General features: G+C 67.4%; 14 protein-coding genes. 4 read left to right on the forward strand and 10 right to left on the reverse strand.

The genetic code is table 11. The features are described from left to right. Positions 1-35 precede the first annotated feature (35 nt). Entirely contained in the window at positions 36-1952 is a 1917-nt protein-coding gene (locus tag HPC46_RS09160; RefSeq protein WP_179468983.1) for an ABC transporter ATP-binding protein/permease, read from the forward strand. Between the two features lie 12 nt (positions 1953-1964). Here HPC46_RS09160 and HPC46_RS09165 read toward each other — a convergent pair whose 3' ends face one another. From HPC46_RS09165 to HPC46_RS09175, 3 genes are read right to left on the reverse strand one after another with little or no spacing between them, the layout of a single operon-like run. After that, complete coding sequence (locus HPC46_RS09165; RefSeq protein WP_179468985.1) at positions 1965-3425, reverse strand: FAD-binding protein; 1461 nt, start codon at positions 3423-3425, stop codon at positions 1965-1967. Further along, positions 3422-3913, reverse strand: coding sequence for a VOC family protein (locus HPC46_RS09170; RefSeq protein WP_179468987.1), 492 nt, complete (start codon positions 3911-3913; stop codon positions 3422-3424). The genes HPC46_RS09165 and HPC46_RS09170 overlap by 4 nt, the downstream gene beginning before the upstream one ends. Before the next feature lie 45 nt (positions 3914-3958). Continuing rightward, positions 3959-4651 carry a TetR/AcrR family transcriptional regulator gene (locus tag HPC46_RS09175; RefSeq protein ID WP_325096605.1) on the reverse strand — a complete coding sequence of 231 codons (693 nt, stop codon included), beginning with the start codon at positions 4649-4651 and terminating at the stop codon, positions 3959-3961. 107 nt (positions 4652-4758) lie between these two features. On the opposite strand from HPC46_RS09175, the gene HPC46_RS09180 reads away from it, so the two are divergent. After that, a complete protein-coding gene (locus tag HPC46_RS09180; protein WP_179468989.1) occupies positions 4759-5199 on the forward strand; it encodes a nitroreductase/quinone reductase family protein in 441 nt (146 codons plus the stop codon). Here the strand turns inward: HPC46_RS09180 and HPC46_RS09185 are convergent. From HPC46_RS09185 to HPC46_RS09210, 6 genes are all read right to left on the reverse strand, one after another. Further along, positions 5196-5891, reverse strand: coding sequence for an Rv1815 family serine proteinase (locus HPC46_RS09185; protein WP_407665484.1), 696 nt, complete (start codon positions 5889-5891; stop codon positions 5196-5198). The two genes, HPC46_RS09180 and HPC46_RS09185, sit on opposite strands and share 4 nt — an antisense overlap. Positions 5892-6030: 139 nt before the next feature. Further along, entirely contained in the window at positions 6031-7437 is a 1407-nt protein-coding gene (locus HPC46_RS09190) for an NAD(P)/FAD-dependent oxidoreductase (RefSeq protein WP_179468991.1), read from the reverse strand. Between the two features lie 29 nt (positions 7438-7466). Beyond that, complete coding sequence (locus tag HPC46_RS09195; RefSeq protein WP_179468993.1) at positions 7467-8591, reverse strand: cation:proton antiporter; 1125 nt, start codon at positions 8589-8591, stop codon at positions 7467-7469. A 5-nt stretch (positions 8592-8596) separates the two neighbouring features. After that, complete coding sequence (locus HPC46_RS09200; RefSeq protein ID WP_179468995.1) at positions 8597-9079, reverse strand: cation:proton antiporter regulatory subunit; 483 nt, start codon at positions 9077-9079, stop codon at positions 8597-8599. Positions 9080-9112: 33 nt separating this feature from the next. Further along, positions 9113-9994: a sterol desaturase family protein gene (locus tag HPC46_RS09205; RefSeq protein ID WP_218893940.1), complete on the reverse strand. Its 882-nt coding sequence runs from the start codon at positions 9992-9994 to the stop codon at positions 9113-9115. A gap of 103 nt (positions 9995-10097) precedes the next feature. Further along, a complete protein-coding gene (locus tag HPC46_RS09210; RefSeq protein WP_179468999.1) occupies positions 10098-11642 on the reverse strand; it encodes a carboxylesterase/lipase family protein in 1545 nt (514 codons plus the stop codon). Positions 11643-11744: 102 nt separating this feature from the next. Between HPC46_RS09210 and HPC46_RS09215 the strand changes: the two genes are divergently transcribed. Together HPC46_RS09215 and HPC46_RS09220 are read left to right on the forward strand one after the other, a co-directional pair. Beyond that, positions 11745-12080, forward strand: coding sequence for a DMT family transporter (locus HPC46_RS09215; RefSeq protein ID WP_179469001.1), 336 nt, complete (start codon positions 11745-11747; stop codon positions 12078-12080). Continuing rightward, on the forward strand, positions 12080-12403 hold the full coding sequence (locus HPC46_RS09220) for a DMT family transporter (RefSeq protein WP_179469003.1): 324 nt from the start codon (positions 12080-12082) through the stop codon (positions 12401-12403). The genes HPC46_RS09215 and HPC46_RS09220 overlap by 1 nt, the downstream gene beginning before the upstream one ends. On the opposite strand, the gene HPC46_RS09225 is transcribed toward HPC46_RS09220, so the two are convergent. Continuing rightward, complete coding sequence (locus HPC46_RS09225; protein WP_179469005.1) at positions 12372-13565, reverse strand: MFS transporter; 1194 nt, start codon at positions 13563-13565, stop codon at positions 12372-12374. The genes HPC46_RS09220 and HPC46_RS09225 overlap by 32 nt on opposite strands. Positions 13566-13592: the final 27 nt, after the last annotated feature.

Genomic DNA, 13592 nt, shown 5'->3' on the forward strand with positions numbered 1-13592 from the left:
GTCCTGTTCTCACGTGTTCGCGGTACCTTGCCGGGATGGAGATGTTCACCCCGTCGATGAACTGGGGCGCCGAACTGGTTCCGTCCTTGATCTGGATCGCCATAGCCTGGGCCATTTCGGCCGTGGCCACCATGGTGGTTCTGGCGGCGATCGTCCGGTTCACCGTGTGGGGTCGCCAGTTCTGGCGGATCACCAGCGGGTACTTCACCGGCCGCGAGAGCGTCAAGGTGTGGGTGTGGCTGGCAGGCCTGCTGCTCATCGTGATCGCCGGGGTGCGGCTGGACGTGCTGTTCAGCTTCCAGGGCAACGACATGTTCACCGCCATCCAGACGGTGGCGGCCGGGATCGGCGGCGGCGACGCGACGGTCAAGGAGTCCGGGGCGCACGGATTCTGGATGTCGATCCTGGTGTTCTCGGTCCTTGCCACTATCCACGTGGCGCGCGTCATGCTCGACCTGTTCCTCATGCAGCGCTTCATGCTCGCCTGGCGCGCGTGGCTGACCGATCGGCTGACCGGGGACTGGCTGGACGGGCAGGCCTATTACCGGTCCCGCTTCATCGACGCCACGATCGACAACCCGGACCAGCGCATCCAGTACGACATCGACATCTTCACCGCCGGGGTCGGGCCCTTGCCCAACACCCCGAACAACACCACGACGGCAACACTGCTCTTCGGCGCGGTGTCCTCACTCGCCTCGATGATTTCGTTCGCCAAGATTCTGTGGGACTTGTCGGGACCGCTGGACATCTTCGGCATCACCCTCCCCAAGGCGATGTTCATCATCGGGATCACTTACGTCGTCGCCGCGACGCTCGTGGTGTTCTGGATCGGCAAGCCGATCATCCGGCTCGCGTTCGACAACGAGAAGTACAACGCGGCGTTCCGCTACGCCCTGGTCCGCCTGCGGGACGCCTCCGAGGCGGTGGCCTTCTATCGCGGCGAGATCGCCGAGCGCACCGGCCTGCGGCAGCTGTTCGCGCCCGTGGTGACCAACTACAAGCGCTATGTGAACCGGATGATGGGCTTCTACGGCTGGAACCTGTCGATCAGCCAGATCATCGTCCCGCTGCCCTATCTGCTCCAGTTCCCCCGTTTCCTCGGTGGCGAGATCAAATTGGGCGAGATGACCCAGAGCGCATCGGCATTCGGCAGCATCCAGACCGGGCTGTCCTTCTTCCGCAACGCCTACGACTCGTTTGCCGGCTACCGCGCCGCGATCATCCGTCTGCACGGATTGGTCGTCGCCAACGATGAGGCCAGGGAGCTGCCCAAGCTGACCATGGAAGACTGCGCCGACGGCACCGTCCAACTGAAGGGGGTCGAGGTCCGCACACCGGATGGCCGGGTCCTGGTTTCCCCGATCGATCTCTACCTCGAGCCCGGTGACACGATGGTGGTCAAAGGCCAATCCGGTGTTGGTAAGACCACGCTGCTGCGCAGCCTCGCGCAACTGTGGCCGTATACATCGGGTGGGATGAAGTGCCCTGGTGAAGAGAACGCCACGATGTTCCTCTCCCAGATGCCCTATGTCCCACTGGGCGATCTGCGTGCCGTGGTGTCCTATCCCAATGAGGAAGGCACCGTTGACGACGCCCGGCTCCGCGAAGTTCTCGACCTCGTCGCCCTGCCCCATCTCATCGACCGGCTTGATGAGGTTCGGGACTGGGCCAAGGTGCTCTCGCCGGGTGAACAGCAGCGCATCGCCTTCGCCCGGATCCTGCTGACCAAGCCGAAGGCGGCGTTCCTCGACGAGTCCACTTCGGCACTGGACGAGGGGCTGGAGCTGTTGCTCTACCGGCTGGTCCGAACCCGGCTGCCGAACACCATCCTGGTCAGCGTCAGCCACCGCAGCACGGTCGAGCAGCACCACACCAAGCACCTGGAACTGCTCGGTGACGGCGAATGGCGGCTCGGCGAGCTGGACGGCAAGGAAACCATCAGGGTGTGACCGCCCCGGCGCTCAGCCCGTCGCGGTGATGGCGGCGTGCGTGCCGGCCCGCCGTCCGAAGAACGAGCCCTCACCCAGCTGGGTACCGCTGGCGTAACCCTTGCCGTCCTGGGCGATATTGGATGCGCAGGCGCCGGCCGCGTACAGGCCACCGATCACGCTGCCGTCGGCCCGCAGCACCTCGCCGTTGACGTCGGTGGCCAGCCCGCCGACGGTGAACCCGGAATACATCGCCTTGCCCAGCGTCAGGTCGAAGGCGCCCCACGGCCCCTTGTCTTGCGGCGCAAGGAATTCGGGCTGCTTGTGGAACTCCGGGTCTTCGCCCTTGGCGGCGTGCTCGTTGTAGTTGTTCAGCGTCTCGACGAGGTTGCCGGTCGGGATGCCCAGTGCGGCCTCCATCTCCTCGACGGTCTCCCAGCCGTCGATGAACGTGATCAGCGGGATCTCCGGGCGCTGCATGTGCGCCTCGTCCACGATGAGGTACGCCGCACTGTCGGGCTGGTCCATCACTAAACCTGACGTGCGCGAATGGTAGGAGTCCTCGGTGACGAACCGTTTGCCGAACTTGTTGACGATGATGCCGGTCAGCAGGATCGACGGCGGGTACACCGGTGCGGTGATGAAGACCTGGTCCATGTGCTTGGTGGCGCCGCCCACCGACTCGCCGAGCCGGATGCCCAGCCCGTCGTCGTAGGTGTTGCCGAGCACGAACGGCTTCTCGGCGAGCTTCGGGGTGAAGTGGGCGACCATATCCGGGTTCATCACGAATCCGCCGGCGGCGATGACCACCGACTTGGCCCGGATCGAGCCGGTCTCGTTGAAGCGCTTCCAACTCACGCCGACGACGGAGTCGTTGTCGACGACGAGATTCGTCGCACCGGTCTCGTAGCGGATCTGCACGTCCAGTTCCGCGGCCCGCTTGAGTAACAGGTCGATGACCATGGCCGCACCCTGGGTGTCACCGGGAACCGGGACCTTGTGCCCGCGCGGAGCCGGCACCGCCATGTTCTTGTACGGCCACACCTTCTCGTTGCCGGTGAACATCAAACCCTCGGTATTGGGTTGGATGACAGCCTTTTCCGGGTAGTAGCTGCGCTCGAAGGCGATCCCGAGCTCTTCGAGCCAGTTGAAGTGCTCGACGCTGCCTTCGCAGTAGGCCCGGATCTTGTCGAGCTCGGGTTCGCGGGACACCGCGACTAGGTAGGAGTACATCTCCTCGACGCTGTCGGTGTGCCCGGTCGCCTGCTGCACGGCGGTGCCGCCGCCGAGGTAGAAGTGCCCGCCGGCCATAGAGGTGGTGCCGCCGGCGACGGCCGCCCGCTCGAGCACCAGGACCCGCGCGCCGGCAGCGGCGGCGCTGACCGCCGCGCAGCCCCCGCCGATCCCGAAGCCGATCACGACGACGTCGACGTCATCGGACCATTCGGGCACCTCGGCGGCGTCGACGGTCGCGGGGATGTCCAGGCCACTCATTGCTGCTCCTGTTTCACATAGTCGTAGAACGCGCGGATCTCGTCGGGAACGTAGGCGATCTCGAGGTAGGGCACCCCTGCCGCGGGCGCGGCCAGGTAGGCGAATTGCATACCGCCCGGCATCAGCCCGCGTGCGACGACGGGTGCCGATCCTTCGGCGGCGGCCAATGCGGCCTCGAAGGCGTCGGGGTTCGGCGCCTCGACGCAGATGTGGTGCAGGCCGGGCCCGCCGTTGGCGAGGAACTCCGTGTAGATGCTCTCGCCGCGGGTCGGCGCGATGAGCTCCAGCTGGGTGTCGCCGGCGTAGCTCAGCGAGATGTCGGCGTGGTGGTCGGCGGGTGCGCCGCGATGCACGCAGGTGTCGGGCCCGAAGTGGATGTCGGGCATCCGAACCCATTTTTTGGCCCCGAGCAGCGCGGTCAACGTCGCTTCGGTGGCGTCCAGATCGTGGGTGACCCACGCAATCTGGACAGGTGTCTGATTAGTCATCGGTTCGAGGATATCCCCGCCCCGCCGGTGTGGCTAGAACGTGTTCTAGTTCTGTGCCGGGGCGGTCAGCAGGTCGATGGCCAACCGGATCTGCTCGTCGAACAACACGGCGGGATCGGTGAAGGTGTCGGCGCCGTACTGGCCGAAGATCTCGAGGCTGACAGCGCCGACGATCAGTGCCCACACCGCGGTGCACCGGATCACCAGCGCGTCGTCGCCGGGAAAGCCGAACTCGTCGCGCACCCGAAGCAGGTCCGCCGACATCGGTTGTGCGACATGGTGTTCGGTGAGTGCGATGTCTCCGGTGGCCACCCCGTTCGCCACCGCGTCGAACAGCATCCCGATCACCCGGGTGCCCGGCCCGGTGGTCAGCTCCGCGGGTGCGTGATAGCCCGGCACCGGGCTGCCGTACAGCAGCGCCCAGTCGGCCGGCTGATCGGTCGCCCACTGTCGCAGCGCGTGGGCAATCACCGTGACGTCGGCTCGCCATCCGCCGTCGGTGCCGGCCCTGGCCTGGCCGACGGCGTCGGCCAGGTCCGAGTACGCGTCGACCAGGAGCAGGGTCAGCAGCGCGTCGCGGCTGGCGACGTAGCGGTAGACCGCCGAGGACACCATGCCCAGCTCGCGGGCGATCGCACGCACCGAGAGTCCGGCCGCACCCACGGTGGCCAGCTGCCGACGGCCCAGCTCGACGATCCGCGCCTCAATGCGTTGCCGCGATTCCTCCCGTTTCCCCACGCGCCGAGTCTCGCACAGCCGAGATCACTGCTCTTGATTTTGGCGGAGACGGCTGTCGGTCTTAACAGAGAGCACCGCTCTCAACAGCTGACTGATGGGACGAATCGATGAACCAGCACTACGACCGCCCGAACGCGGCCGCCCGCGCCGTCAACACCGTGATCCGCCGGCTCGCCGAGGCGGGCATCAGCATCGCCGGCACCCGAGCGCTGCGGGTCCGCGGCCGCAAGTCCGGCGCGCTCCACAGCGTGGTCGTCAACGTATTGCGGGTCGACGGGGTCGACTACCTGGTCTCACCCCGCGGGAACACGCAGTGGGCGCGCAACGCCCGCGCGGCGGGCGCCGTGGAGCTGGGACCGCGCTGGCGACATGCTCCGGTCGCGCTGACCGAGGTCGCCGACGACGACAAGCCTGCGCTGCTCAAGCGCTACCTGGATCGGTGGTATTGGGAGGTCAAGGGGCACATCGCGGGTCTGACGCCGGAATCGAGTGCCGATCAGTTGCGCGCCGCCGCCCCGGTCATCCCGGTGTTCGCGCTGGGGAGCTAGTTGGCGTTCGCCTCTTGGGCCGCAGCCACATTGACCACGCCGATGTCCGCGTTGGCCTGCTGGCTGGTGGCCACCCAGGACACCGCCGCGGGGAACGTTCCCCAGGTGCTGTTGAACAGTCCGATGATGACGGCCTTGTTGTTGTCGAGCGGCATGTAGACCGGCCCGCCGGAATCACCCTTCTGGCTGACCACACCGTTCTCCATGGTGAACCAGCCATTGTTGACCCGCTCGATCGAGCCGCAGCTTTCCCCGGTGACGACGCCGAAATGGCAGACCGGCTGACCGGGGGCCATCGCGGGCGCGGCCTCGGCGACCAGCTGGCGACCGCCGGGCAGGATGTTGTTGATCGCCACGTCGGGGGCCAAGGTGATCGTCTCGTAGTCGGAGATCACCTGGTCGGTGCGCACGACGGCGCCGTCGGGCGTGTTGTCCTGCGATGTCGCGACCGTGCCGATGATCTGGCCGTCGCGGTTGGTGACCGGCCCGTCGGCACGGCAGTGGCCGGCCGAATAGGCGATCCGCGCAACGGGATCGACGTATCCGAGTGTGCAGACGTTACTGGCTTGGCGGATTTCCATCCCGGGGGAAACCACCACGCCGGGGGTAGCCTGAGCCACCGGCGCGAAAAGTGCGGACGCGGCCATGGCCGCCGCGGCGGCGAGGACACCATTGCGGGCAAATCGCGACACTGTACACCCCGATCGGTCGGCGACTCGTCAAGGACGCGCCGCGAAAGTATCTCGACTGTGTATCGGCGCCGATCTCAAATCGTTACCAACGAACTATGACGTACCCGGCGTGTCGTCGCAGCAATCCCGCCAAACGGGGTTAGGAGTCGAACCCCAGGCCGAGCCGGTCCAGGGTGCGCAGGAAGAGGTTGCGCTTCCCGGCGTGGTGATCGGCGCGGTTCAGCGACCATCGAGTGGCCTGAATACCGATGCTGGCCGCCGGTTCGGGTGGGAACGGCAACGGCTTACGGTTGACCATCTCCAACTCGGTCCGTTCGGTCGGGCGCCCGTCGAGCAGATCCAGGCAGACATCGGCGGCGAACCGAGCCGCGCCGACGCCGAGACCGGTGAAGCCGTTGACATAGGCGATCCGGCCGCGGCCCGCCAGACCCCAGTGCGCGCAGAACCGGGTGTTGGTGTCGATCGCACCGGCCCAGCGGTGGCTGAACCGGACGTCCTCGAGTTGGGGGAAGGTGATGAAGAAGTGCGCCGCGAGCCTGCGATAGGTCTCGGACCGGTCCTCGTACTTGGGGTTGACGTGACGGCCGAAGTAATAGACGGCGTCGTATCCGCCCCAGACGATCCGGTTGTCCGCCGAGAGGCGGTAGTAGTGGAACTGGTTGGCGCTGTCGCCGATCCCCTGCCGGGAGCGCCACCCGATGCTGTCCAGTTGCGCAGCTGTCAGCGGCTCGGTGGCCAGCACGTAGTCGTAGACCGGGATGGTGTGCAGCCGGTTGCGCTTGAGCAGGCTGGGAAAGACATTGGTGGCCAGCACAACCTGGTCGGCCTCGATCACGCCGGTGCGGGTGCTCACCTGAATACCGTTGCGGTCCCGCTCCACCGACAGCGCCGCGGTGTGCTCGAAGATCTGCACGCCGGCCTCGGCGCAGGCGCGGGCAAGCTCGAAGACCAGCCGTGCGGGATGAACGATCGCGCAGGTGTCGGCAGCGAACAGCCCGGCCAGATAGGTCGGCGAATCGACTTGCGCGCGCACTGCGGCCTGGTCGAGAAATTGTTCGTGGCCGTCGTCGGCGCCCTCGCGCAACCACTCGACCTGATGTGGTTCGGTAGCCACGGTCAGCATCCCGGTGCGCTCCCAATCCACCGCCATGCCGTGCTTGCCGATGTCGGCCTGCATGCCGTCGAGGTTGGCCAGCCCGAGCTTCTCCAACTGGTCGAATTCCAAGGGCCAGCGGGATTTTCCGTTCTCCGCACCGTGCGTGATGCTGGCCTCGACGAAGCCGCCGTTGCGTCCCGAGGCCGCCCATCCCACCCGCTCGGCTTCGATCAGCACGACGCGTGCACCCGGGTTGCGCTCGATGGCGTGCAGCGCGCTCCACAGGCCGGCGTAACCCCCTCCGACCACCAGCAGGTCACAGCTGCAGCCCGCGGTCAGCTTCGGGTAGTCGGGCCGGGGAATGTCCAGCCACATGGATCCGAACGCCGCGGACCCGAGTGCGCGGGAAATCAGGGCGGGGTCGACGGGGCGATCGAATACTGTCTGCACCTGAAGAATCGTGCCACGGCGTGGCTGCGCTACCTGGCGAATCGCGCCAGCAGGGGGCCGACGATGGCCAATACGAATACGTATGGCGTGGCAAGGGATCCGATCGCGGCGACCGATGTCCCGGCCAGGCCGATGATCACCAGGGAGAACTCGCCTCGGGCGATCAGCGCGGTGCCGGCGCGCAGCTGGCCGGGCCGGGCCACCCCGTCGCGGCGGGCCGCGTAGACGCCGGTCGCCACCTTGGTGACCGCCGTGACCGCGGCCAGCAGCACGGCAACCGGCAGCATCGGCACCAGGTCCTTGGGATCCACCGATAGCCCGATCGCCAGGAAGAACACCGCCGCGAACAGGTCACGCAGCGGGGTCAGCACCGCGCGGGCCCGTTCGGCGGTCTCCCCCGTCAGTGTCAGCCCGACCAGGAAAGCCCCCACCGCCGCCGAGGCGTGCAGGTGTTCGGCAGCGGCCGCCACGAGCAACGTCAGCCCGAGAATGCGCAACAACAGCTGCTCGTCGTCCGGGTGTGAGATGAGCCGTCCGACGTGATGACCCCAGCGGTACGACGCCGCGAACACCGCCACCAGCGCGATCATCGCGGCACCCATCCACAGCAGTGCCTCCCACCAGGTGCCACCCGCCGCCAGCACCGCCAGCAACGGCAGGTAGGCGGCCATCGCGAAATCCTCCAGCACCAGCACCGAGAGGACTGCCGGGGTTTCCCGGTTGCCCAGCCGGCCAAGGTCGTTGAGCAGCCGGGCGATCACCCCGGACGAGGAGATGAAGGTGATGCCTGCCATCGCCAGGATTCCGACGAAGTTCAGGTGCAGCAGCCAGCCGGCGATCGCACCCGGGGTGGCATTGAGGACCACGTCGACGGCGGCCGATGGCAGGTGCCGCCGCATGCTGGCCGCGAACTCGCCGATCGAGAACTCCAGGCCCAGGGTCAGCAACAGCAGCACGACGCCGATCGAGGCCCCGGTCGACACGAACGCACCAGCCGCGGGAACGGGCGCGATACCGCCGGTTCCCAACGACAGTCCGGCCAGCAGGTAGAGCGGGATCGGTGACAGCGCGTACTTGCGGGCCAGGGTGCCCAGGATTGTCAGCACCGTGAGGATGACGCCGAGCTCGAGCAGGAGCGCCACCGACACGGCCACGAGGGTCAGCCTTGGTCGACGATGCGCCGCACGCCTGCGATGCCGTCTTCAGTGCCGATGACCACCAGGACGTCGTCGGCGTGCAGCACCTCGCCAGGACCCGGCGAGGCCAGCACTTCCTCGTCGCGCACGATCGCCACGATGGACGCACCGGTGCGGGTTCGGGCCTTGGTGTCACCGAGCGGACGGTCGACAAACGGCGAGGTCGGCACGATCTCCACCTGGCCGGCGTCGAGGCCGGGCACCTCTTTGGTCAGGTCGGCGAAGCGTTCCACCAGCCGCGGGGCGCCCAGGATCTGGGCCAGCGCGTCGGCTTCCTCGTCGGTGAGGCGGAACACCGGGTGGGCCTGATCAGGATCGGCCGCGCTGTACATGACGAATTCGAAATCACCGCCGCGGCGGGCGATCACACCGAGGTGGTGGCCGTCGGCGTTGTCGAATTCGTAGCGCAGCCCCACTCCGGGCAGCAGGACTTCTTTGACCTCCATGGGCTCCATCCTCGCTGACGGCACCGCTGTTGACTATGCGTTGGCAACCGTAGTGGATTGCGGCGCGGCGGTGGGCGCCCAGCCGGGCGGGCCGAAAACGTAACCCAGCCGATCACGCCATCGAGTCGCTGCGCGTACATCGTGGGCGATCGCCACGTACTCGCGGGTCTGCAGCTTCCAGATGTTGAACGTGTTGACCGGCTTGGTCAGGCCGTAGTGAGGGCGGAACAACTCGGGTTGGAAGGTACCGAACAGGCGATCCCACAGGATGAAGATCCCGCCGTAGTTCTTGTCCAAGTATTCGGGATCCATCCCGTGGTGCACTCGGTGGTGTGACGGCGTGTTGAAGACGAATTCGTATGCCCGGGGCAGCTTGTCGATGTGTTCGGTGTGGACCCAGAACTGATAGATCAGGTTGATCGAGAAGCCGGTGAACACCATCCACGGCGGAACGCCCAACAGCGGCAACGGAATCCACATGATGATCTCGCCGCTGTTGTTCCACTTCTGGCGCAGCGCGGTCGCGAAGTTGAAGTAGCGGCTGGAGTGGTGTGCCTGATGGGTGGCCCAGATCAGCCGCACCCGGTGGGCGATGCGATGGTAGGCGTAGAACAGGATGTCCACTCCGACGATCGCGATCACCCACGTGTACCACTGCCTCGGCGACAGATGCCAAGGGGCGACGTAGGTGTACAGCGCGGCATAGCCGAGCAGGGCTAGGAACTTCCAGGCCCCCATCGTCGCGATCGACACCAGACCCATCGAGATCGAGTTCCAGGCGTCACGGGTGAGGTAGGCGCCCGACGCGGGCCGGTCCGACTCCCCGGTCAGACTTTCCAGCTTGCGGGCCGCGGTCCACTCGATGATCAGCAGAAGAAGGAAGAACGGAATCGCGAACAGCACCGGTTCGCGCATCTGGGGTGGGAGAACAGCCAGCCATTCTCCGATATGTTCCACGCCTGAGACCTCCTGCCCGGGAGTCTAACCCGCCTTGTTAGACACCGGTTCAAGAAGCCGGTCAGCGGAAGCTGAGCACCTCATTGCCCCAGGCCCGCCGGATCTGACGGTCGAGATCGTCGACGACGCGGTCGTCGCGGTCGATGACCAGGGTGGCGCGGTCGTCGCTGCGGTACGGAGCCCATTGCGGTTGACCGATCGGAACGTTCGGATCGCCGGTGGTGGCGAACGCCGTCCAGCGGGCACGCACGCGCTGCGACAACTCCTCGCCCGTCTTGAGTCCGCCGAGTTTGAAGGTGACGTCGCGAGGGCCGCCGACGAGATTGCCCCAGACGTAGGGCAACTCGGTGGCGTGCGCCGCCCCGAGTCGAATCGCCTTGAAAACCGGTGTCGCCCAATCGAATCGATACAGGTAGACCGGAGCCACGGCGCTGTGCCCTTCGGCGAACCACAGTGTGGGCATCCGGAAGCCCACGTCGCTGGCCACCCCGAGGCTGCGGGTGCGGGCCAGTCGCGCGGGGTAGGCCAGACTGACCTCTTCCGCGGTCGGAAGCTGCAGGCCGGGCTGGTCGTTGGCGATCTCGTCGAACATCGTGCGGACCGCTTTGGGCGCGATCGGCATCAGCGGTGAGCGCATGAACCGGAACAGCGCGGCCTCGTTCTTGTTGGTGCCGATCAGCAGCGGCACCGGATGGGTCTTTCCCGCGCGGGCCAGTGTCACGGGGTAGTCCGGAACCAGTTCGCCGTCGACGGTCGGTGCGAACGCCAGCAGGCCGGGGGTCGCGGTCGGGACGTGGTCGAACAGCTCCTGAGACGCATCGATCAGCGCTTGGACCGGTGCCCGGTGGGCCTGGGCGGCAGTCATGCCGAGGCGGTCGAGGAACTGGCGCGAGACGGCGGCGGAGCGCGCCTTGTCGTAGATCGAGGTGGCCGGCGCGCTCTGGGCGATGGCCCGGGAGAACAGCCCCGCGGCTGCCGGCACGGCCATCAGGGTGGTGGTGATGGCCGCGCCTGCGGATTCGCCGAACAGCGTCACCCGGTCCGGATCGCCGCCGAACCCGGCGATGTTGTCCTGCACCCAGCGCAGCGCGGCCAGCACATCGCGCAGGGCGATGTTGGTGTCGAAGCCGTCCGACGAGAAGTCGAGGAAGCCCAGCGCGCCGAGGCGGTAGTTGATCGTCACGACGACGACGTCGGAACCGCCGGCGAGCACAGTTCCGTCGTACAGTGGCTGGCTGCCGGAGCCGAAGATGTAGGCGCCGCCGTGCACCCAGACCATCACCGGTCGGGCGTCGCCGGGCTCGACATCCGACGGTGCCCACACGTTGAGGAACAGGCAGTCCTCGTCGGCGCGGGTGCCCAGGCCCATCGGGATCGGGCTGCGCGGCTGCGGGCTGACCGGTCCGAAGGCCGTCGCATCCATGACCTCGCTCGAGGGCGCTGGGGGCACCGGCGCACGCCAGCGCAGCTCGCCGACGGGTGCGGCGGCGTAGCGAATGCCCTTCCACGTCTTGACCCGGCCGTCGTCGGTGCCGCGGACCGGGCCGTAGCTGGTCTGGGCGACCGGCTGGCCGGGGACCTGCTGGATATTCGTGTCCGCTGTCATCCCATCCACGTTACCGACGGGTAATAGCGATTGCGGTATGACCGCGGACACAAATCCCTGCCCAGCTATCCTGACCAGGCTGATAGCCGATGGAGGTGGGGCGTGCGGAAGTGGGCGCTACTTCTGGCCGCCATCTGCGTCGAGGTCACGGGCACTTTGTCGCTGCGGGCATCCCAGGACCATCGGGCCTGGCTGGTCGTCGTGGTGGTCGGCTACGTCGCCTCGTTCTACTTCCTGGCGCTGGTACTGCGAGCCGGCATGCCGGTCGGGGTCGCCTACGGCGTCTGGGGTGCGGTGGGAACCGCGGCCACGGCGGCGCTGGCCGCGGTCATCTTCGGTGATCCGTTCACCATCCCGATCATCGCCGGTATCGGGTTGATCATCGTCGGGGTGCTGATGGTCGAGTTCGGATCGCGACGCCAGGAGACCCCGCCGTGATGTGGCTGACGCTGGCCGGGGCCATCCTCGTCGAGGTGTGCGCGACGCTGTCGTTGCGCGCCTCGGACGGCTTCCGCAAGAAGGTCTGGATCGCGCCGATGATGGTCGGCTATCTGATCTCGTTCACGCTGCTGTCGGTCACGCTGTCGCTGGGTATGCCGGTCGGTGTCGCCTACGGTGTGTGGTCGGCGGCGGGTGTCGCGTTGATCGCCGTGATCGCCCGGGCGCTGTTCTCCGAGCCGCTGACCCCGCTGATGGTGGCCGGCATCGGGCTCATCATCGCCGGTGTGCTCACGATCGAACTGTCCGGCTCTGTGGGCTGAGCGCTCGGGCCAGCAGCATCGCGGCCAGTCCGGCCACCACCACGCTGAGCAGTCCCACTCGCAGTGACAGCGCGTCAGCGATCGCGCCCACGACGATCGGCGAGCCCAGGAAGCCCACCCGCATCAGCCAGCTCAACACCGTCAACCCCGTGCCGGGGCGCAGACCCGGGAGTTCGTCCGCGGCGTGCATCGCGCCGGGGATCAGGGTGGCCGAGCCGAATCCGGCGACGGCGAACCCGGCGATGGTCCCCGGGACGCTCGGAAAGGCCAGCGCGGCCGCCATGCCTGCGGCGATGACCAGTCCGCCGGCCCGGGCCACGGCGCGCTGCCCCCACCGGTCGACCATCCGATCGCCGAGCACCCTGCCCACGAACTGGGCGCCGATCATCGCGACGTAGCCGAATGCGGCGATCGCGGCCGGGGCCGACAACGAAGTGTGCAGGTACAGCGTGGCCCACGAGCTGCCCGCGTCCTCGACCACGGCGCCGGCGATCGCGATCGCCACCAGCGCGCACAGCACGAGGTAGACGGTGCGGCCCGGTCGAGATGCCGCCGCGCCGCCGTGATGGGACGCGGGCGCGTCATGGTCGGGACCACGCAGCAGGAACCGGTACCCGATCAGGCAGACCGCGCTGAACACCGCGCCGGACACCGACAACTGCACGGCCCGCGGAACGCCGAGATAGATTGCGCCGGCGCCGATCAGGCCACCGAGGACCGCCCCCGACGACCAGACTGCGTGCAGCGAGTTGATGATGAATCGCCCGTAGGCGCGCTGTAGTCGCAGCCCGTGGACGTTCTGGGCGACGTCGGTGACCGCGTCGGCCGCCCCCGCGCAGAACAGCGCCGCGGCCAGCGTCACGCCACTGGGTGCGAGCCCGGCCGCGAGGGTGAAGACCGCGATCAGAACGCTGCCCGTGACCGCGACCACCGAGGAGCGGTAGCGCCGGATCAGCGTGGCCGAGGTGGGACCGGTCAGCAGCGCACCCGCCGAGAACGCCGCCACCGCCAGGCCGAAGGCCGTGTTGGACAACCCGAGGTCCGCCTTGATCTCGGGGTAGCGCGGCAGCAGGTTGGCGAAGAGTGCGCCGTTGGTCAGGAACAGCGCGGCGGTCGCGACCCGAGCCCGGCGGTGTCGCACGTCGAGTTCGGGGGTGCCCACGTGAGGCGAGGTTACGGGTAACCAAGC

It is taken from the genome of Mycolicibacterium vinylchloridicum, assembly GCF_013404075.1.
GTDB lineage: Bacteria > Actinomycetota > Actinomycetes > Mycobacteriales > Mycobacteriaceae > Mycobacterium > Mycobacterium vinylchloridicum.